General features: G+C 34.9%; 18 protein-coding genes and 1 riboswitch. Of the genes, 3 read left to right on the top strand and 15 right to left on the bottom strand.

Annotated features, from left to right (window positions below):
- Positions 1-525: 525 nt before the first annotated feature.
- Complete coding sequence (locus J6D32_RS05270; protein WP_009606239.1) at positions 526-3213, top strand: LTA synthase family protein; 2688 nt, start codon at positions 526-528, stop codon at positions 3211-3213.
- 112 nt (positions 3214-3325) lie between these two features.
- On the opposite strand, the gene J6D32_RS05265 is transcribed toward J6D32_RS05270, so the two are convergent.
- The gene (locus J6D32_RS05265) at positions 3326-4825 is read right to left on the bottom strand and encodes a hypothetical protein (RefSeq protein ID WP_129821293.1); all 1500 of its coding nucleotides are present in this window, start codon (positions 4823-4825) and stop codon (positions 3326-3328) included.
- A gap of 867 nt (positions 4826-5692) precedes the next feature.
- Positions 5693-5777, bottom strand: a riboswitch (cyclic di-GMP riboswitch).
- Positions 5778-5927: 150 nt separating this feature from the next.
- Between J6D32_RS05265 and J6D32_RS05260 the strand changes: the two genes are divergently transcribed.
- Positions 5928-6197, top strand: a complete 270-nt coding sequence (locus J6D32_RS05260) for a hypothetical protein (RefSeq protein ID WP_237701255.1) — start codon at positions 5928-5930, stop codon at positions 6195-6197.
- A 26-nt stretch (positions 6198-6223) separates the two neighbouring features.
- On the opposite strand, the gene J6D32_RS05255 is transcribed toward J6D32_RS05260, so the two are convergent.
- Positions 6224-6838: a hypothetical protein gene (locus J6D32_RS05255; RefSeq protein WP_009606223.1), complete on the bottom strand. Its 615-nt coding sequence runs from the start codon at positions 6836-6838 to the stop codon at positions 6224-6226.
- A 310-nt stretch (positions 6839-7148) separates the two neighbouring features.
- Here J6D32_RS05255 and J6D32_RS05250 point away from each other — a divergent pair, with 310 nt between their 5' ends.
- Entirely contained in the window at positions 7149-7742 is a 594-nt protein-coding gene (locus tag J6D32_RS05250; protein WP_006783840.1) for a hypothetical protein, read from the top strand.
- Positions 7743-7923: 181 nt separating this feature from the next.
- On the opposite strand, the gene J6D32_RS05245 is transcribed toward J6D32_RS05250, so the two are convergent.
- The 13 genes from J6D32_RS05245 to J6D32_RS05185 all read right to left on the bottom strand — a co-directional run bounded on the left by J6D32_RS05245 (position 7924) and on the right by J6D32_RS05185 (position 21795).
- Complete coding sequence (locus J6D32_RS05245; protein WP_009606226.1) at positions 7924-8436, bottom strand: hypothetical protein; 513 nt, start codon at positions 8434-8436, stop codon at positions 7924-7926.
- 203 nt (positions 8437-8639) lie between these two features.
- Entirely contained in the window at positions 8640-9776 is a 1137-nt protein-coding gene (locus J6D32_RS05240; protein WP_147633441.1) for a hypothetical protein, read from the bottom strand.
- Positions 9777-9979: 203 nt separating this feature from the next.
- A complete protein-coding gene (locus tag J6D32_RS05235; RefSeq protein ID WP_055163632.1) occupies positions 9980-11023 on the bottom strand; it encodes a DUF4179 domain-containing protein in 1044 nt (347 codons plus the stop codon).
- Positions 11016-11585 (bottom strand): sigma-70 family RNA polymerase sigma factor, encoded by a 570-nt coding sequence (locus tag J6D32_RS05230; RefSeq protein ID WP_155061981.1) that lies wholly within the window; start codon positions 11583-11585, stop codon positions 11016-11018. The genes J6D32_RS05235 and J6D32_RS05230 overlap by 8 nt, the downstream gene beginning before the upstream one ends.
- 117 nt (positions 11586-11702) lie before the next feature.
- Positions 11703-12308 carry a DUF624 domain-containing protein gene (locus tag J6D32_RS05225; RefSeq protein WP_006785368.1) on the bottom strand — a complete coding sequence of 202 codons (606 nt, stop codon included), beginning with the start codon at positions 12306-12308 and terminating at the stop codon, positions 11703-11705.
- 10 nt (positions 12309-12318) lie between these two features.
- Positions 12319-12963 (bottom strand): YesL family protein, encoded by a 645-nt coding sequence (locus tag J6D32_RS05220; RefSeq protein WP_006785369.1) that lies wholly within the window; start codon positions 12961-12963, stop codon positions 12319-12321.
- A gap of 443 nt (positions 12964-13406) precedes the next feature.
- A complete protein-coding gene (locus tag J6D32_RS05215) occupies positions 13407-14498 on the bottom strand; it encodes an ethanolamine utilization protein EutH (protein WP_006785370.1) in 1092 nt (363 codons plus the stop codon).
- A gap of 112 nt (positions 14499-14610) precedes the next feature.
- Positions 14611-15048, bottom strand: a complete 438-nt coding sequence (locus J6D32_RS05210) for a gamma-glutamylcyclotransferase family protein (RefSeq protein ID WP_006785371.1) — start codon at positions 15046-15048, stop codon at positions 14611-14613.
- Positions 15042-15686 (bottom strand): pyroglutamyl-peptidase I, encoded by a 645-nt coding sequence (gene pcp, locus J6D32_RS05205; protein ID WP_006785372.1) that lies wholly within the window; start codon positions 15684-15686, stop codon positions 15042-15044. The genes J6D32_RS05210 and pcp overlap by 7 nt, the downstream gene beginning before the upstream one ends.
- 41 nt (positions 15687-15727) lie before the next feature.
- Complete coding sequence (locus J6D32_RS05200; RefSeq protein WP_147633444.1) at positions 15728-16642, bottom strand: DUF979 domain-containing protein; 915 nt, start codon at positions 16640-16642, stop codon at positions 15728-15730.
- On the bottom strand, positions 16642-17343 hold the full coding sequence (locus J6D32_RS05195; protein ID WP_009606649.1) for a DUF969 domain-containing protein: 702 nt from the start codon (positions 17341-17343) through the stop codon (positions 16642-16644). The genes J6D32_RS05200 and J6D32_RS05195 overlap by 1 nt, the downstream gene beginning before the upstream one ends.
- Positions 17344-17521: 178 nt before the next feature.
- Entirely contained in the window at positions 17522-20653 is a 3132-nt protein-coding gene (locus tag J6D32_RS05190; RefSeq protein WP_009606511.1) for an AAA family ATPase, read from the bottom strand.
- Positions 20654-20655: 2 nt separating this feature from the next.
- Positions 20656-21795, bottom strand: coding sequence for an exonuclease SbcCD subunit D (locus J6D32_RS05185; RefSeq protein WP_009606510.1), 1140 nt, complete (start codon positions 21793-21795; stop codon positions 20656-20658).
- Positions 21796-21956: the final 161 nt, after the last annotated feature.

The following is a 21956-nucleotide window of genomic DNA, read 5'->3' as shown; positions in this document are numbered from 1 at the left end:
ACACATTAACTTAAACATTCTATAAACAAGCGCTTTCTATTTTCAATATTGGTGCAAGAATTCATTATTATAATTAAAAAGATTAGAATCTGTTTTAAAAATAAGTTAATTTTTGAGTTTCGATTCTCGTCGACAATTTGTGTCATTGCTGACATCTAGACTTATTTTAGAAAGCTTAGCCTTTCAAATCAATAGTTCACGTCATTTCTATACAAAATCACTACTATATTCACTATTTTGCTACATTTTTTATACATTTATTAAAATTTAGGTCCATTTAGTTTGGATTGATAAAAAAGATTCTATCCTTAACTTAACCTATCTTCTATGAAGTATTCTTATTTTTAATCTTGATTTTGACGGAATCTAAAATAAACCAGTAAGTTTTTTCGACATTTTTCTATCTTTTCTAAGAATTATGCTTTAAAATATAGGATGATTCTTTGATTATAATTCATGATCTAAATAAAAAAGCTTGCCAAAATGCAAGACTCTAATTAACGGATTATGAAGGAGGGATTTAAAATGAAACAGTTTAATCTATTTAAGATTTGCATTGGAATCTTAACAGCCTATGGTATTCTCACTTGGACGAATAGTCAAACGTCTCAACTTCTATTAAGTATCCTAGTGACAGCCCTTTGGTGCGTGGCTTATTTTTTCATAACCAAGCAAATCAATGTCAAAAATAAATCCAATCTAAACCTTATTGTTTTTTTAATCACCTTAATTAGTGTCTCATATTTCAATTTTACGATTGAGAGGCCATTACCCTTTCTAACACAATCTTATTCATTAAGTTTTGTTGCGAGTGAGGGACCTGTTCAAATTTCTCAAATGAATGTAAATCATCAAAATTTGGATTTAAGTACTCTAACGACAGACAATGATTGGATTTTTAAAGAAACATTAGCAAGCTCTAATGGTACTCCTTTAACTCTATCCAACCTAAAAAATGAGTTAATCGGCATCCAACTTTTAAAAACGAGTGGAGCTGGAACTCTTTCTATTTATCGTAACGATCATCTCGTTAAAACCATTCATTTAAATAGTACAACAGAGAACGATTTAAAAATTAAAGTGTCACCCGACTATCCTATTTTATTAAACCTCGCTTATATGGGCTCGCTGATGGCTTTTTATCTCATTTTAAGTTATCTGGTGGCTTTTGCTGGCAAACTGACACAAAGGTTCAATGTTGAAGCTTTATCACCTGAAATCATTGGATATGCTGCACTGCCTATCCTCCTCATCACTTTATTTAAATGGACCGGACTTGCCAATGTCTCTTATCGTCCTCTATTATTAATGATCTTCTTCATTTCTATAACGGGAAGTGAAATCGGATTATTTAAAAAAGTAAAAATGAAACACAATGATTCATTCATCAAGTGGATTCGTATTTTCTTCTACTTAATACTCACTTCGATTCTGACCATCTTAGTGATGCAAATCATTTACTTTTTCCCAAACTTTGATATCACCATGACATGGATTGCACATCATATCAACTTAATTTTCTTGGCTTCAACAATTGTCTTTAGTATTAGTTTGGCATTATATTGTCTTTTTAATCACTTAATTTTAGCAATTAGCTTATCAAACCTCTTATTAATTGTCGTTGGCATTGCGAACTACTATAAAATGCTTGTCGTTGGAGAACCAATTTATCCGTCAGATATGTCTATGTTATCGCAAATGGATGAAATCGTAGGCTATGTTAAAGAAATTTTATCGCCAGCTCTGATTGGTGGATTAATGGCTTTCATCATTGGTCTAGCTATTCTTTCCGTCTTCACACGTAAAGGAACAAAACTAACACTCAAATCCCGTGTCATTGGATTAGTTTTAGCACTTTTTTATCTCGCCTCAACCTTTTACTACGATAAAACATTCATGAATCCGATCGTCACTAAGACAGTGAATTTCTCAAAATGGAACCAACTTTCAAACTATCAACAAAATGGCTTCCTATTTGGATTTATCACCAATCTTCAAAACGACTTGATGATTAAAAATGAAAACTATAGTGAAGCCAATATGCAACAAATCACTGATTATTATACTGAAAAAGCAAAAGAATATAATCAAAACTTAACGAATACCCAAACACCTAATGTGATGGTCATTGTCAGTGAGTCATTAAGTGATCCAACTGTGTTTAATCAATTAACATTTAGTGAAGATCCACTTCCTAACTTAAGACAATACATGCAAACTTATTCATCAGGGAACATGTTATCACCTTTTAAAGGCAACCGTACCGCAAATATTGAGTTTGAATTTTTACTTGGCTTTACAAACTCTTTATTACTAGAAGGAACCGTCCCATTCCAACAAGCTTTAAGTCAAAAAACAGAGATTCCATCGATTGTCTCTTACTTTGATGATTTAGGTTACTCTTCAATTGCGATTCATCCAAATAATGCAGCCTTCTATAAACGAAGTCTCGTTTATCCAGCTCTTGGATTTGATGAATTTATGTCAATTGATAAAATGACAGCCCCTGAATATATTGATAGTGGGAAATATGTAACAGACGAATACGTATTTAATCAAATGTACGACCATTTACTAAACACAGAAGGTCCTACCTTCACGTATGGATTAACCATGCAAAATCACATCCCTATCTTTGATGAGAAATTCGGTCCAACGTCCATAACCGTTACAGATTCATCTGGAGTTGAAAACAAGGAAATGGAAACTTATGCAGAGGGTCTAAAAGAAACAGATACTGCCTTAAAAGACTTTATTACCAAAATTGAAAACTATGATGAACCAACGGTTGTTGTCTTCTTTGGAGACCATTTAGTCAACTTCTCATCCGATATTCATGCTGCTCATGGATACGTTGATAAAGATCCAAATGCACAGACAGCTAAATTATTCTATGAAACACCTTTATTAATTATGTCAAACATCCAAGACTTTAACATTGAAAACATTTATGATGTCAGCCCAATCTTTATTGCTCCCCTAATCTTAAAAGAGCTTAATTTGCCACTGACACCTTTCCAAATGTTCTTATCTGATTTATACGAAGAATTCAGTGTGTTACATAACAACTTTAAAATGGATGCTAACCAAAACCAAGTTAATGAATTAACAGCAAAACAACAACAACTTTTATTAACCTTTGAATTAATTCAATACGATATTTTAGAAGGTTCAGAAGACTTACTTCCTACTTTCTTCAATGTCCCTGAGTAAACTAAAAAGCGTATCAGATCGCAATGGCTTGATACGCTTTTTTTCTTATTCCACCGTAAATGAAATCTCCTCATTTGGCTTTTTATTTTGACAATTTTCCCTTATATCTCATCTATCTTCTTCCCCTATCCATTTTCTGAGCGAGCTTTTTAACAATTTCTAAAATAGCTAATGCATCACGACTCGCACTGCGTGGAAAGACATATGGGATATCGAAATAATCACAAATACCTTCAATTCCTAGTTTTGCAGGACTTGGATATAAATCATGAAAACAATAATAAATTAATTGAAATAAGCAAAGTGTTTCATAAGACTGATTTAACCACACCCCATTTTGACGACACGTATGAATTAAAACGCCTTCGCGCTTGGTCATCACATGAGATAATAAATTTTTTCCGACTAAATGAGCTTGTAACTCCTCATTAATACTTAAAAAATCAGGCGCCTTTTCAAACATCGATTCTTCATAGCCCATCTCAAGCACTTTTTCACTCAGTGGTTGTTTCGAATAAACTAATGTTTGATACACGACTTCTCCCGCTAAATTCACTAGCGCAACATCAATGAGCATCATCATCTTAGAATGTTTAGATTCATTTCCATATGCCATCAAAATTAAAGCATTTGGGTCATTTAAAAATTTTTCAAACTGCGACTCGAGTCGTAATTTTCCTTGTTCATGTGCAACTTGTTTCCGAACTTCTAAGCACGTTAAACAAAGGCGCTCCTCTAATCTCCCCTTCTCTAATGTCATCTCTCCACATTGGCAAAGAGCAGACTGAGGGATATCATCTAAATGAAATACTTTAATTTCTTTAACGCATTTCTTTCGGTTACGGCTCCCCATCTTTTTATAAACACCCACAGGTTGTAATCCAAGCCCCACCACATCTAGTCTGTAATGTTGTGACAGTTCCGTTAACGAATACAACTGACCACTTTCTTTTACCTCGATTTGAGAGAGTCGAGGTAACAAAGAGATTTCATTTACGCCATCACTACATTCTAGTGAAATATACGCCTTCATATCTTGAATCGGTAATCTTCTAGCACGTGATTCATCAAAAATTTGTAAATGTCCCGTTAAATAAGACTTAATGGCACGTTCACTTTGCAAATAAGATTCAACCGTTTCCAACGTCTGATGCACCAAAACCTTTTTAACATAAGTCTCTTCTTCAAAATACCCGTGTATAATCGTATACCACTTATTCTTAATCAAAGAAGGCAGGATTTCTGACGTTTTAGGAAGATAAAAGACGCCAGACGCTAACTCTTCATCTGATAATTTCTCAATGCCCCATCCAACATGAGTATAATCTTCTAGGTACGTCAACTCACCTTCTGATGATGCCACCTCATAGACAAAATAATCTTCTTCATTACTCGCAAATTTCGGAACAGTATAAATGCCATGGCCAGTTCTAACAAGACATAAGTAATGATTCACAGCTGATTTAAAATAAGATTCTTGTTCACACGGCATTTCATCCATAAAATGACCATTTGCATAAACCTCAATTTGACCATTGTCATATTCTAATTTAAATAAAATTCCTCTAATCCACTGTTCATAATCACGAGCCCCAACTTCTGATAAATACATGTTTATTCTCCCTCGAATCAAATTCCTTTTTTTGACAGTTTATAACATAATATTACCATACTAATCCTTCATTTCCTATCTTTAAAACCATAAAACCTAACTTATGATTTTGTTTTATTGTTTTTTTAAACAGATAATTAATAAATTTTCAATCCTTAAAATATTTTTCTTATTAAAATAATAAATTTTACATTTTTGGCCTACTCAATCGTAAGTCTCACGTCATACTGAATGATGTTATCATCTCATTCAGCTAACCATGATCTCTTACTTAAAATAGAGTGGATTTAACTTAAACAAAAAAAAACTCTGATAAATATAGTTTAAAATGTTTCATTCACATTTTTAAACTAAACATTTATCAAAGCTTTTAAATGATATTGAGTAATGTTTTATTAGAGTATTTTTTCGTTTATAAACCATAAGAATTTGGGTAATTTTTTCATAAACAAATAGGATGATAGCGATGATTTCCTACTTTGGGAGAATAAAAAACCATCTGCTTGCTTCACATGATTTAACAAGTATTTTCCTATTTTGGGATACAGGCCAATACTGAGTCATTTTCAATTCATGGATGAAAAGGCATATCATACGATTGGGAGGCCATACGATGCTTTCATCTCATAAATGATCACGACTCTAATCCAAAAAGGATTAGGAATTAGGACTTTAGTGCCATTGCTTGAGTCCTAGATTGAAATGAATGAGTAGCCTAGATCATAACGTTTTTGAGATGCTTTATGATCAGGTCCAATAAAGAATCCGTAGATTCAATGACTGCAACCTCACACTACCGCAAACAGGTGATTGCCATTTTATCTAAAAACAGGTGTCATTAAACATAAAAGAATCTATCTTACCTTCTATGGCAACTAGCTAGCATCATCATCTTGAGTTAAGCCCTGTAGCTTGGCGTCCTTAAATTTCCTTAAGTTTGTCTATTTGATTGCATGTCCTACGATTTCTTCATGTTTAATTATAACGAAGACAAATTCCATTGTATACCCTAAATAGGGTGTCAACTTTGTCACCGTATTTGTTATAATCAATCTAAAAATAGCCAAACTACTTTTAAAAAGGAGGAATTATTTTGAGTGTCGTGGAAATTCACATGGAATTAACCAATAAGCAATATGCGTTGCAAGATCATCTCTTTGAACTTCAACACGAAATGGATTTAGTTGAAAAAAACATCGAAGCTCATGAGCAAGATCCTTTCATTTCAGAAGAGCAAGTTCAATCTCTGTATCGTCATCTCTGGTCTTTACAGGCTGATTTTAATGAAAGTAAAAAAGAATTAGAGACCGTCAAAAAACGTTTAAGTGAACTAGTTGAGATAGTAGGCGGTATCATGAGTTCAGATTTTTAAAGGCACTTTTGATAAAAGTGCTTTTTTTAGGCTAATTGTTTGGCAATAAAACGTCCCTTAAATAATTTCTTCATCCGATTTAATGTGTGAGACAAGCTCTCTTCATCTGCATGAATCGGTATTGCCTTCATCTCTTTTACTGAGGCATTACTCGGATCTTGTGGCAAGTTAAGGTGAAAAGATTTTAAAATTTTATTCGTTACCTCATCCATATTTACAAAATATTCATTAAATAAAACCGTCACTTTAATCATGATTTGATTCACCACCACAATAAGAGAGGTCTCACACCCTTTAAACCCAAGGTCATTTTTAATAATCATCCCCTGATAACCATCCACTTTAATTCCTTTAATTTCAGCAGACTTTCTCATTAACAACTGTTGATTTTTCATAACAGGTGTCATCCCCTCATCGAGTTGTTGACGTGTAATCGAAATAGTAAGGGGAGAATCAACGCTCGATTGTCCCTCAATAGCCATTAAGTCATAACCATCCAAATTCATTAATACCTCTAACTGTCTCGGAATCATAATCGAAGCATCCATTAATTGATATCTCACTAAATGATCATAACGATATCGTCCTCCATAGAACGCCTCAAAACAATTCTCATCCTTCAAAAATTTCTCCATTTTCATCTATCCGTGTCCCCTTTATCCATAAAATATCGCCGTGTATCCGACAGCTCGTTTACATGTTTACATTATATTGACAAAAATCTCAAAATAGACCTAACTTTTTCATAAAATGAGGCGGATGGAAAAAGACAAATATTCCTTTAAATCGAATATCTTTCAAAATGCAGACTTTTTTTATGTAAGATGTTGCCCCTTTTTGTTTTAATGGTTCACTTCCTTTTTTTAATTTTGAAAACATTTGTCAATCACGTCGTAAATCTCTTTCTTCTTTTGTATACTATAGCATATTAAGGAAGAGAGGGATTAACCATTGAAAAAAATTGTCATTAGTATCTCACTACTCGTCACTGTTTTATCTATCGTTTATATCTGTCAATATAATACAGCCTCTAAAACAGCAGAAGAAGCCATGTCTGTCGCCGGTGCTGATTCCATTGAAATCCTTTATGAGAAAAAAACAGAAGATGGTAGCATTTTACTGTATCGAACCATCGGAACGGATTCCTTATCTATCGCCTATGTCAATCGTAACTTTTCAGGTTATGAATTTATGGATTACAACATTGCTTATGAAATCTCAAATTTAGAAGCACAAGCTGGTCTTTCTTATGTCAGTCTTCAAAAAACAGAAGATGTTCCCTATACGATTTATGCAGGAATCACAACAGATGAAAACTTACATGAAGTCTTAATTACAGAGCCGTCTTTTAGCATCGCTCATAGCGCTAAAATTATCGAATCTGATATAGAGGGAACCTATATTTGGATGGCCTATTCTCCTGATTTTACAGGAGAAAATTTCTCACTCATCGGTCTTTCCGAAACAGGTGATATTATCGGTGACATTGAACAAGATGGAACACAAGTTACCATTCATACCATTGATACAACTGAAGCTCACTAAAAAGAGGAAACTTAATGTTTCCTCTTTTTACATTGAGGTGTCAATTCTAAAAAAGCAACGGATAAACGCCCCCTATCTAAACAGGTATCAAACCAATAGTGATACCATCTTACATAAAATAAAAAGACATAGGCCCCTACACTCCTATGTCTTATTTCAATTTTTAATAATCATCATCACCTTATAAGACAAATTCAGTTTTAGTCCATTGTCTAAAAAAATTAATATCTCGAATCGATCCATCACCATTTAAAAGCCCCAAATAAATCCCATCAGCTTTTCCAACTTTCCAAATCGCACTCGCTGTATTATCTTTCGTCGAAATACCAGCTGACTTCACATAATCAATAAAAACATCTTTACCAACACCAAATGTTTCAGTCACATAAGCGACTAAATAAATATCGATACAACTCGCTCCTAAGTCATTCACATCTTTGCTCAAAATATGCTCTTTTACAATTTCAGGCCATTCCTCAGGATAACTCTCCACAATCAAATCTTGAATTTCACCTAAACAATAGGCACGATAACTTCGTTTCTCCCATTGTTTTAATAAAGAAGCATCACCTTTTAATTCCACTAAATGATTTAATGTTGTTTTTAAATGACAAAGCATGGGGATGACTTTCGTATCCAAACTTCGTCCTCTCAAATGATTTGGTAACACAACCTTCAAATTATCATCTTTCATCATATTCTCCCCCATTTATTTGAAAACCCTTTCCTTTTCATCACTATTATATGACCTCTTGTCGATTATATCAAGAAAGCCTCTAAAACTTTTTTTAATTTTTGCTTGCAAAATAGCTCATAGCAAATCTCAAACTAAAAAAATCAGAGTAGCCTTCTATATTTTTCAATATATGTCGGCTTCCTCTGATTTGTTGACTTTTTTTATTCCGTTACGTAAAAATTTCGCTGCGAATAGCCTAAATCATCATGATCTAGGCAATAAATGACTTTACCTTCTTGGGTAAATCCAATTAAATCGACCTTAATGTCCTCAATTATCGTCAACTGCTCTAAAAATTCTAAAATTCCATCTTCTAATATCTCATAACGCTCAATATCAATCCATTTCGGAAAAAACTGTCCCTCATTTTTAATTCCAATCGCCACTACCATTTCATTTCCTTGCTGCATATAATCCATAATCTCTCGAGTCTCCCCTTCTACCGGTTCAAACTCAATCAAATCCCCCTCCAAAAACTGCTGCTCCTTTAACCCAAACCAGCGCATGACAAAATCATCCTCTTCATATACAAACATTTGTAAGTAATCTTCATTATAAGCTAAATCCATCATATTCGCTTGAGCAGGAACCTCTAATTTTTCACAAGTCTGTGACGCTAATTCACAGATCAAATATCCTGCTGCCGCTTCATATCCCCCGATTTCTGCTATTAAATGTTGTCCATTATTAATAAACGTTGGCATTCCATAATACGACACTTCAAGTAACTTTTGAGCATCATAATAAATCGGTTTGGCTAACAAAACCGGTTCACTCCCCTGATTCCATAACCAAAGCCCCTCCGTATTGCTATAACTCATCATCGTTAAATCCTGATTAAAGTCACACCCCAAAATTTTCCCCTCTCCGTTGATAACATCAGGTAATCCCTCTACCTGAACAACTTCTAACTCTTCATCAAAAATAAATAACTCCTCTTCCGTTATCACATACAATTGATTATCAAGAATCTTTACCTTAAAAACACTCATCCCAAGCATCACTTCTTTGATGACATCTAAACGAGATGCACTCGTCTGATAAAGAATGGCCTGATGATCTAGCGTATATGGCACTGTCAAATAAAGATCATGACCTCCAAGACGTCCTAAAAACGTCAAAGGCTGCAGATACTCATCGCCTAGCTCATTAAGATTAAACAGCACATCAGAAAGCTCTTCGACTTCTTCTTCAACCCCTTGATTATCCTCTACGATTTCTTGCTGTGGCATTGAAGTCACAGACTGACATCCAGCTAATAACATACTTAAAATAAAGATACTTATCCCTTTTTTCATGATTCCCCTCCATTTTTTCTAATTATACCACATAACATTCTAAATTCCCTTCATTCACTACATGAAATAAAATCAATCAGCAATGATTGGTTAAAGTTTTAATAAATTGCAAAACTTAGATCTTTCCGTTCAAATATAACTAAAAAAATCCCCCTAAGAACCGATTCTTTAAGATTTAAAAGGAGCCATCACAGGCTCCTTATTTATTTAATTGTAATCAGACTTTCTAAAATAGTCTCACTTTCATGATGTTCATAAGAATCCTCACCCGTAGGAATCCAAATTTGTTTTTCAATCACAACTTTGAACGTTCCTGTTTTAGTCTTTGATGCTCGATAAATTCCCTTTACGCCTTGATTTCCTAAATATCTTAATTGGCTCATCTGAAGCTCTTCTCCTGTTTCATCAAAAACACGAATATCATATCGTGACCAATCTTCCTCTGGAATAGTCGCATCCACAATGACTCCAAATGGAGTCATTGATATTTGTTCAATACTGGCTCCATTCGCATTTACTCCTTCAACAACCGTCACTGATGATAACTCTTGATTAACCTTAACTGGCACTTTAAATGCCCAAGTTCCCCATGTGGTTTGTGATTCATCATCAATATGATTGGCACAATTTTCTACGACAATTTTCTTTGTTTGGAAGGTAAACTCTTCTGGAATTTCTCCTGATCCTAAATAGTACTGCTCCACGCCAACAAACGTATGCTCATCAATAAATTTTCCTTCAAATCCTGAAATTCCGATTACCTCTAATTCCGCATCAAAATCAACTTTACTATAGGCCTCTTCTACAAGCAGTTGATTCACCTCAATGACCTGATTCTTTGCTTCTTCAACGATGTAGGATAAATGTTCAAATGGTTTCTCACTCTCCACGACATACGTTACATATAAAAACTGTCCATCACTAAAAATTTCCGACAACGTCATCGCAATTCCATTCGAATAGGCGGTTTCATTCACTGATGTTGCATACTCTGAATAATTACCTGGGAAGTACAAATTCTTTTCAATTGACTCAAAGACATTACCAATAACTGGTAACTTAGAGGCTACTGCTGGATTCGTGAATCCAAGTCCTAGTGTAATCGTAAGCCCCGCTGCTAATCCTACTCCTACCTTTTTCACACGTCCTAATTTCTTTGTACGTTTCATCATCATCGCCTGCTTAACTCCTTCATTAATCACATCGTCTAATTGATTGGGTAAAGAAATCTCATCATATTTATTCATTAAAACATCCTCCCTTTAATAAAACATTTAACTCCTCTTTCGCGCGTCTTAAATGACTTTTTACGGTATTTAGCGGTAACTCCATCAAATCGGCTATCTCTTTTTCTTTATAATCATTAAAAAACTTTAAAATAATTACCATTTTATAATCAGGCCGTAATCGATCCATTGCTTCATACAAATCTAACTTTTGTTCAATCGAAATTCCTTTGTTAACCTCCTGAATATCAACCTGATCTAATAATGGCATCACATCCTGCTGCTTCTTGATTTCCTTTAAAGCCACATGAATCAAAATTTTCGTCATCCATGTCTTAAAATAATCGGGATTCTTTAATTGATGAATCTTCATCAATCCTAAATAGGTCATCTCCCCAACAATATCAAGGGCTACTTGTTGCTCCTTCACATAACTAAAGGCCATTTTATAAAAATAGGCTTTATGACGCTTAAGTAGTTCACCATAAGCATCATGATCTCCTCTTATCGCCTTTTTAGCTAACTGCCTCTCACTGACTTCCTCTACTTTTTTAACCCAAGGTATTACTAATACACGATCCATATCCTACGCCTAACCTTTCTTTGATACCATGCTATCATAATTGACACCTATTAGAGAGATAAACAGGATAAAAAGTTGCAAGAAAATAAAAAAAATAACCATTCACAAACCGAATGATTATTTTGAGTGATTTAAATGATGCCCAATCGCAGCTCCACCAAAATAATTGATTAAGCAAGCTAAGACGCCTGGCATTAACACAAATAATCCAGGCATGAAAAGGACTAAAAGACTTAATCCAATACTCCACAAGAAAATAAAAAGAGATTGAAGAAGATAAGCATGTGACATAAAGAGAGCATTTTTTAAAAGTTGAAAAATTGATGTTTCATAACGTGAGAATAATAAGAGAATAAAGGCCGTTAAGACGACAAGTTCAAAAATTAGGATAATGATAAACAGCCAGGCAAGCGTCATTTTTTGCAGTAATGAACGATATCCGATGAATAGATAAAACAAACTTCCAAACCAAAAAATTCCGAGAATAAGAAGAAGCGGGAATGACATTTTAAAGTTTTGACGATAACTTTTATAAAAATCAGCACCTACTTGAATCTCTTCCCCTCTTAGCTTTTTCCCGCAAACAAATAAGAGCGCCGTTGTTGAAGTCACGATTGTTACAATTGGTAAACATCCCACAAACCATAAGACACTTAATAACATTAAATCATATGCGTCTGCTAACATTTTTCCAAGAGGCCGATCTGCATTAAAGATTCCCATCCTAATCCCCCTAACACTCAATGGCTTGTTCTTGACGTAATTCTTCAACTGCTTTTTGACGAACTAAAAACTTATGAATCGAATTTCGAATAAAAATACTTCCGGTTAATCCAATCGCTCCTGGTAACACAATCACAATCCCGGGTACAAGCAGCAAGCAAAAAATGATAGCGATGATTAAACCAAACGCTTTAATCGACTCAATAAAATAAGCATGTATAAATAAAAATGAATTTCTAATAATTTGGATTGTACGAAGCTCATATTTAGCTAAAAGTGCACACATATAAACACTCATCATCACTACCTCAAAAGCTAAAACCAACATGACCACAACTGACCCATTAAAGCCTTCTTTTAAAGCGGAAAAACTCATCATAAAGTAAGTTAACGTCCCATACCATAAGATGGCTAAAATCCCGGTAATCAAAAAAGATTGTTTAAAATTCTCTTTATAGCTTTTAATAAATTCAGAAATTATTTTAGGCTCATCTTGTTTAACCTTTTTCCCACAAACATAAAATAAAGCCGTTGTTGAAGCCCCAATCGTTACAAGCGGTAAACTTCCAATAAACCATAAAATTGATAAAACAGCGATATCGCTAATCGCATAAATCATTTTAAAGAATAGATTATCATCGTATTGTGATGCCATAAAAATCCCCCTCCTGTTTTTACTCTTTCATTATACCTTAAGATAAATAATTTGTAATCGTTTTTATTCCAATTTTAGGTTTAAAAAGAGTCTAAATTAGAGATTTTTACATATACTAATAAGGAAGTAGGGAAATCGTTCGTAAACGTCATTCGTCTCTTAGGTAAAGAGCTCCTTTTTCACTTATATTTGATTTTTTCAAATGTAAACATCCAAAAGAATGATTTCTCTTTCACAACACGCTAGAATGAAAAGTTGAACTGATATCAGTTCAACTTTTTTCATTTTCCACCAAATTGTTCTATTTTTCTCAACGTGTGAATAGACTATAAAGAATGAACAGAGACCCTGATTCATTCAACTTGAAACTCTCCTTTTCTTTTAATAAGATTTTCTTTACTCTATAAAAAAATATCCGGTGAGGCTTAATCACCGGATATTTTTTATGATTCCATCTGTCTATTTTTTATAAACTGCCAGTACAATAAAGCAAGAATTAAACTTAAGAAACCACCGACAAATTTAGAAACAATGAAGGCTGTACTTATATGGGGAGTCATGGAATTTACAAAAGCAAGCTGTCCTCCAAAAACGAAGGCACCACTAATACATAAAGCCGAACAAATTAATTTACCCAATTCATCCATTTCATGAAAACGACTAAAGGCCAATAAATTACTAACAAGATTACCAATCATTGCACTGATGCTCACATCATTAACCCCAATCCATCTCCCTATCATCGCTAATTGAGAGTTAAAGAAACGATAAATAATTTCTAGCAAAGAATACGCACCCGCAATAAAGATTCCAATGCGTACAACGATTTGAGCCCCTTCTGCCAGCGAGGCCATTCCTTTTACAAATTCAACACCTGAAACAGCCTGGGCACCTGCAATCATCAGTCCGATTAAACTCATCCAAACCACAACCCGACTTAATAGATTAAAGAATTTAATTAATGATAAGGGCCTCACTAAAATTAAAGTCGATAAAATGATAACCCCAACAAATAACGGAATCATATGACGAAATAGTATTAAACCCTCAATTCCTGCTATGATTCCACCAACAAAGCATCCAAATGGGATGGCAATCATTCCAAGAACCATTCCTTTTAAAAAGATAGGAATATCTTTTTTAGGAATCATTCCAAATGCCACCGGAATCGAAAAACTAATCGTTGCACCCAGACCTGATGCAATCACCATTCCTGAAAATTCTCCCATTAAAGTGGAATTTGCTAATTCCATTGATAATTGATATCCACCCATATCACAAGCTAAAAAAGTTCCAATTAAAATAGAGGGATCCATTTGAAAAAGAGTCGCAATTGGAGTCAACACCCGACTTAATACATCTGAAAAAACAGGCGCCAATAAAAAAATTCCAAGCATATTCAGCGTTAAAACACCTATTGACTTAATCCCTCTTTCAAAACATTCGCCTAAACCCATTCGGTTTCCCATCATAAAATCAAGGCCACCAATCACAAAAAAGATTGCCACCACATAAAAAATTAAATCTGTTATCACATCTATCCACCTTCTATCTTAACTTTTTATATTCCTTCTTCACTAATTTAACATTAATTGTAACAAAAAGAAACAAAAAAGGTCTTTGTGAACTTTCACAAAGACCTTTTAATTAAGAAATTTTTTGATTAAATTTTTTCCAACTAAGCTCTTGCATTTTTGAAAATTCTTGACGCTCTTGCTTAAATAAGTTTGGACTAATTCGATAGGCATAAGCTTGTAGCATTTTCCCATCTTCCGTCACAACCTCTACAATATCTCGATTGTACATGTTGCTTGGATTATTTTTTGAGATATATCCTTCAATTTCATCTAATGGTTTTAAGACTTCGTGGAGTTCGTTGACATAAAAGAGTTGTCCTTCAATCCAATGTTCGCCCGGCATTAAGGCTGGATAATCTTCTTTTTTATAATAATATAAAGTGCCTTTTACTTTGGCATTTTCAACATGCGTTAAGTTGTCATGTAAAACATCAATATAATTGCGCTCTCCAACCATTAGTGTTCCGTAAACAAAGATGGGTAACACAGTTTCTTGATGTTTTAGCATACAGCTCCTCCTGTCACTTTAACATCTTGATCAACGTTAATTCCTGTTTCAATTAAAATCGTTAACCCTGTTACAATATCTGCTACAGACATCGATGGCATTGTTGGCTTATCAACTGTTTGCATTGGGACATAAGGAATATGAACAAAGCCTGCTTTTAAAGAGGGTTGTTGCGTCGCTGCAAAATGTAAGGCTCCATACATGATATGATTACATACAAATGTACCAGCTGTATTTGACACAGCAGCAGGAATCCCGGCTGCTTTCATATTTTGAACCATTGCTTTAATCGGTAACGTTGCGAAGTAAGCAGCAGGACCTTCTGCAAAAATAGTACGGTCAATAGGCTGTGCTCCCTCGTTATCTGGAATACGCGCATCATCTTGATTAATCGCGACACGCTCAACTGTAATATTAGGACGACCACCTGCTTGACCAACACAAATAACCATATCAGGTTGTTCCTCTTTTAATGTTTGATAAAGAACCTCAATACTTTTATCGAATACTGTTGGAATCTCTTTTTTGATAATTTGAACCCCTAAAATCTCATCTGGTAATTGCATCACAGACATTAATGCTGGATTAACGGGTTCTCCACCAAATGGATCAAATCCTGTCACTAAAACTTTTTTCATAACATTCATCCTCCTAATCGACAACTAGATGCAAGTATTTATTAGAATGCCAAGAATCGCATTAAAATAATATGGATAATTAACATGATGATAGCAAATGGTGCTTGAGCTTTAATGACACCATATTGATTTTTCAATTCTAAAATAGAAGCCGGCACAATGTTGAAGTTTGCAGCCATTGGCGTTAATAATGTTCCACAGAATCCTGCTGTTAAGGCTAACGCACCAGCAATTAATGGATTAGCACCTAATGCAAAGACGAATGGAACCCCAATTCCAGCTGTAATAACTGAAAAGGCTGCAAAAGCATTTCCCATAACTGCTGTGAACACTGCCATTCCAACACAGTAAGCAATTACACCCAACCAAATATTCCCTTCTGGGATGACTTGACTTACTCCACCTGCAATGACATCTCCAACACCTGCAACTGTAAATAATGTTCCAAGCGCTGCTAAAATCTGAGGTAAAATAGCTGTTGGCCCAACTTGACTTAATAAACGAATTGACTCATCGTTTGCTTCTTTAACATTTGATTTAGAAATAAAGAACATCACGATTAAAGCCCCGATTCCACTTAACCCAATCGCATTGTAAGATCCTAAATTTGTAAACTGTGCAATGACGAATGCTAACACAGCTAAAACTAATGCTGGAACAAATAATTTGTTTCCAATTTTTTCAGCTGAATCTAATTTAAACTGTTCGCTACTTGTTTTAAAGCTTCCCACTTTAACTTGTTTCGTTGCTGATAAAACAGCCATCGCAATAATTAATACCCCAACGATATTCGCTGGAATCCAATCACCAAAAATAAAGATAATTCCAAGGATTGACCAGAATAATGCCGTTCCTACTTTCGCCTGTTGCTCGTTAGAACGAAGGGCAAACACAGATAAAGAAATACAAACTAAACCGATAATCGCATAAATGATCGTTAATAAAACATTAGTCATTAGTTATTCCCTCCCTTTTTAGACACCACTTGATATTTGTTTTTGAATTTTTTCTCATTCATTCTAAATTGAATAATACCAAGTACTAAGGCAATAATCGCAATCGGTAACGTTGTTAGGGCAATGGTAATCGGTCCTTGCTTAGCATCAACTGTATACCCAAGCTCATTTAATGATCCAACAATTAACATAACCCCTGGAGCCCCAATGAATAAGTTTTGACCAAAGAAGTTTCCATAGTTTTCTGAAGCGGCTGTTAATCCTTTAATTGATTCAACATCTTCTTCTTTAAAATCTTTATATTGAGATGTTGCAGCTCCCTCTGCCATTGGTAAGACTAATGGACGACCAAACTGCACATGTCCTGACATACGAATACTTAAAGCAGCCATAATTAAGCGGAATAATAAATAAATAGATAAAACTCCATCTGCTTTTGCATTTTTAATTTGACCAATTAACCAAGCGGCGCGCTCTTTTAAACCGTAACGTTCCATTAACCCAATAACTGGTAATGTGATAACGAATAACGTCATAAAACGGTTCGATACAAAGGCTTGTCCTAAAATCGTTAAAATTTCATTAAAATCTAAGCCACCTACAAATCCTGTCACGATTCCTGCAATAACTACAATAGCTAATGTATCAATTTTTAACATAAAACCAATGACAATAATTAAAATACCTACTAAACTAAACATAACCTTCCTCCTTTTACTTCATTGCCATCCAAATAAAACATTCTGTTTTTTTGTCATGTCTCAATTATAACACAAAAATGACACAAATACGCCTTTTTTCGACATTCCTTTTATTGGAATTTAATTTTAATGCAATAAAAAAGTTAAATTATCTTTTATAATTTAACTTTTTTTCTGATTATTTTTTAAAATAGGCTCGACTTCCATTGGAATCCATTTCAACAACAAGCTTAGCAGGAATCCGTTCTTTTAACTCATTTACATGTGAAATCACTCCAATTAAACGGCCATAATCTTGTAATTCCATTAAAATATCAATCGCTTGATCAAGTGACTCAGAATCTAATGTTCCAAATCCTTCATCGATAAACATCGTATCGAGTTGAATGCCCCCTGAATTTTGTTGCACCGTATCTGATAATCCGAGTGCAAGTGCCAATGAAGCTTTAAAACTTTCTCCTCCAGATAACGTATTAACGGGACGTTTTTTACATGTATGACTATCATAAACATCTAAATCCAGTCCTTTACGACCTCCACCTTTGACCTCTTCTCGTCGTAATAAATAGTATCGACGTGCTGTCATTTTTTCAAGGCGAGAATTGGCAGCCTCTAACACATCATCAAAATAACTAGAAAGCACATACGTTTCAAATGACATTTTACCGCCACTTTTTCCATTTGCAAGATCGGCAAGTTCTCCAATGACACGGTATTCCTCTTCCCGTTTTTGAATGAGTCGATACTGACGCTGAATGCTCTCTAACACATCTTTATTATGCGCTTTAATTAAATCTTTGGCATTCATTTCTTTTTGAAGCAACTCTTTTTGATCACTTAAATGTCGAATTAACTCTTCTATTCTTGAAAGTTCAACCGGTGCCAAATCTTTTAGTGATTGCTCAAGCGCGATTAACTGACTTTGAACCCCTTGTAACTCTTGCTCATATGCTTTAACTTGAGCTTCTGCCTGCATGATTTCTTGCATCGAGCATTTTGATAATTGATATTCTTCAACCGATGTAAAATCAGTCCTCAACTGCGTATCAAAAAGTTGCTTCGCTAATGTTAACTCACTTTGATAATGAGTCATTTGACGCTCAACTTCTAAAATTGTGGCCTTTGTTGACGCCATCTCTGACGTTAACAGCTGATACTGAGACTGTGCCTCACGAATATGTTGCTCTAACTGATTTCGCTCTTGCTTTACCTCATGTAACTTTGACTTCACCATCAAATAATCTTGATATGGTTTTGGAATGGCATCAAGCATTTCAATCACAACTCGGCGAACCGATGATAAATTTGCCACTTGCTCTGCTAATTGATGTTCAGAGGCTTTCAAATCTTGCTCCAGTAGCTCCTGTTCTTCTTTTTGTCTGATCAACCTGTCAATCTGTTGCTCTAATGCTTGCCCTTTCAATTTAATCTCCTTTAAAGTCTGTGATTTAAACTGAATACGTTGTTGAATCTGCGTCATTAACATCTGTATGAATGACTGACTTATCTCCTCATCTTCTTTAATTAACTGATGCCCAACTAACACTTGAACTAATTCATCAATTGAACGTTGCTCTTCTTTTAAAGTGGCTGCAATTCCCGCTACTTTCTGTTCAAGTAACTGATGCTCTTGTTGTTTTGATTCTAGCATTAAACGTCTTGCTTCAAGCTCCTCCTTACTTAAAATAGGTTCATCGCTTGTTCGAGGATTAGGATGTTCAAGTGACCCACAAACTGGACACGCCTCTCCTACCTTTAATTCATTCGCTAATCGAATCGCCGATGCATGAATAAACAACGCGGCCTGATGCTCATAATCAGCTTTTAATGAGTCTAATAACCCCTGACTTTTCGTTAGCTGATTCATCGTATACTGATAATTAGCCTGATTTTTTAATAGACGCTCATAGCGTGTCAATAACTGCCCTACAATCCCTTGCTGTTCTTTCAACTGATTCATCTCTAACTCTTCTTTAAAACACGCTTCTTTTAACAACTGCTGTTGCTCCGTCGCACTCGGTAACGTTTTGAGCACCTCTATCATCTCATTAAGACGCTTGCTTTTATCTTCTAAAGAAGCCGTCATTTTAGTCACGACCTCTTGCACACGATCTTGTTCAAATCGTCGCTCTTCAATAATCTTTAAACTATCCGCATAGTTTTGCAACTGATTCATCTCATCGGTCAACTTAGAAACCGTCGCTTGCCACTCTTCAATTCCTTCAAAACACTTCTTCACAATAATAAAACGCTGCTCAAGATCAGCTAATTTCTCAACTCCCGCCTGATGCAAGCTAACTTCTTTTTTATATAACGTTTGTTGTTTCAAAACTTCATTTTCAAGCTTTGTAAGTTCGTCTGCTTTTTTTGAAAACTCAACCCTTTTTCCTAACTCATTCATCGCTTCACGCGATTTCATCAACATTTGAAAACGGGCATCTATTTCCTCTTTTTGCTTAAACTTTTCATTCAGTAAAAGACCGTCCTGTCTTTTTTGCATTTGAACCTGTAAATCCTGATCCACAGCAATCACTTGTTCATGAAGCGTCAGTTGTTCTTGTGATAATTTCTCCAATTCAACTTGCACTTCTTCTAAAATATGAACCAATAATTTATTTTCAGCAATCATTTGATATAACATCGAGCTCGGGTCACATTTAATCACCTTTAACTTCGCTGCAATCTCTTTTTCTGTATCCGCCACTTCTGCTTTTAAGCATTTAGACTGTTCTACTAATTGTTCTTGCAACGCTTTATAAAAATCAGTTCCAAAAATTTTACGAAGTAATTCTTCTTTACTTGCCGTATTCGCATATAAAAACTCTTTAAAATCTCCCTGTGGAATCATCACAATCTTTCTAAATTGATCAACACTAAGACCAAGAATCGCCTGAACTTCATTTCTAACATCCATATCCTTCGTCAATGGCGCACGATCACTATCTAGTTCTCGTAACTCAACAGAGGCTGCCATCTCACGCAACCCATCACCACGTAACTTTTTAACCCACTGCTTAGGTGCACGGTTAATACAATACACTTTATCTTTCACTGAAAACGTAAACTCAACTTCCGTTTTATTGTCACTACTTGCGGCAAAGTCACTTCGAAGTTCTTCGCCTTTTCGTTTATTTCCACTCGTCTCACCATATAAAGCATAACAAATCGCATCGAAAATCGTTGTTTTACCAGCACCGGTTGGACCTGTAATTACAAAGATATCTTGATTTTTTAAATCCTCTTTAAAATTTAACTCCGTTTGCTTCGCATACGGTCCAAAAGCTGTTATTTTTAATGAAATTGGCTTCACTTCTAGCACTCACCCTTCATAACTTTAATCGTTTGTTCAATGACTTGTTTTCCTGCTTCATGCAAAGATTCCCCACGATGATGCTCATAAAAATCTGCAAACAACTCCTCCGTTGATTTCGTCTGGCGAGCACTCGCACTCAACTGACTTCCTTTAAATTCTGAAAATCTTCGTTCAAGTTCTAACAACATCACATTAGGATACACCTGACGAAGTTTTGCCATCGGTTCGAGTAACTCCCCTTCATCTGTTAAAATGACTCGTAGATAATCTTCTTGTCCCTCATCCTCAAGCGTCAAAAGCTCATCAAGTTTTCCAGTGATGGTACGCATATCACGACGTGGTTTTAAAGGTAATAGTTCAATACTAATCTCACCTTCTGCGTCTAAATCAATCATCGTCATCGATTTATGGTAATGCTCTTCTGAGAATGAATATTTTAAAAGCGATCCGCTATAGCGGATTTTATCACTATTCACACGTTGTGTTCGATGTAAATGCCCAAGTGCCACATAATCAAAATGCTCCAAAAGCGTTGCATCCACCGATTCCTTTCCCCCAACCACTAATTTTTTCTCTGATTCCGATTGTTCTGGCGCTTCTCCACCCACAACAAACGCATGCGTGATTAAAACATTACGTTCAGTAGAATCAATCGGATTGGCTTCCATAATAGCCTTCATGGCGTCATTAAGTGATTTGATTTCTGGATGATTTAAAGCTTCTCGGACAACGGCATAATCTGCAAACGGCAATAAATAAAAATTAACAGGACCCGCATCATCTTGCAGTCTAACTTTTTTGATAATTTTCGTAAAATTCCCTGCGACATAATACTGTGCCGCTTCAAATAACTCGTGTCCAAAATCAATCAATTCTGCCCCATCATGATTTCCTGCAATCGCTAAAACAGGTGTCTTTAGCTCAATTAATAAATCTTTTAAAAATTGATTATATAGTGCGACCGCTCTTGCCGGTGGCACACTACGATCATAAATATCTCCTGCTAACATCACAGCATCAGGTCGATACGTTTGAATATACTGTTTAATTTGCTCTAATACAAATTCTTGATCTTCAATCATTAAAAACCCATTCACCATTTTTCCAAAATGCAAATCACCTAAATGCATTAATCTCATCAAACCGCTCCTTATAAAATCGAATAAATGTTCTATAAAAATTATACGATTTATAACTTACCACCGTCAATCATTCCCTAGGAAATAGGAGAAAATAATTTTCAAGCATTTCCTACAAATTCCGACTTTTAAAAAAATATAAAAAACAGCCTCTTTTTTTT

This window comes from Turicibacter sp. (assembly GCF_017941855.1).
GTDB lineage: Bacteria > Bacillota_I > Bacilli_A > MOL361 > Turicibacteraceae > Turicibacter > Turicibacter sanguinis.
Note: the sequence above shows the minus strand (reverse complement) of the source record. Positions and strands in the feature narration are given on the sequence as shown.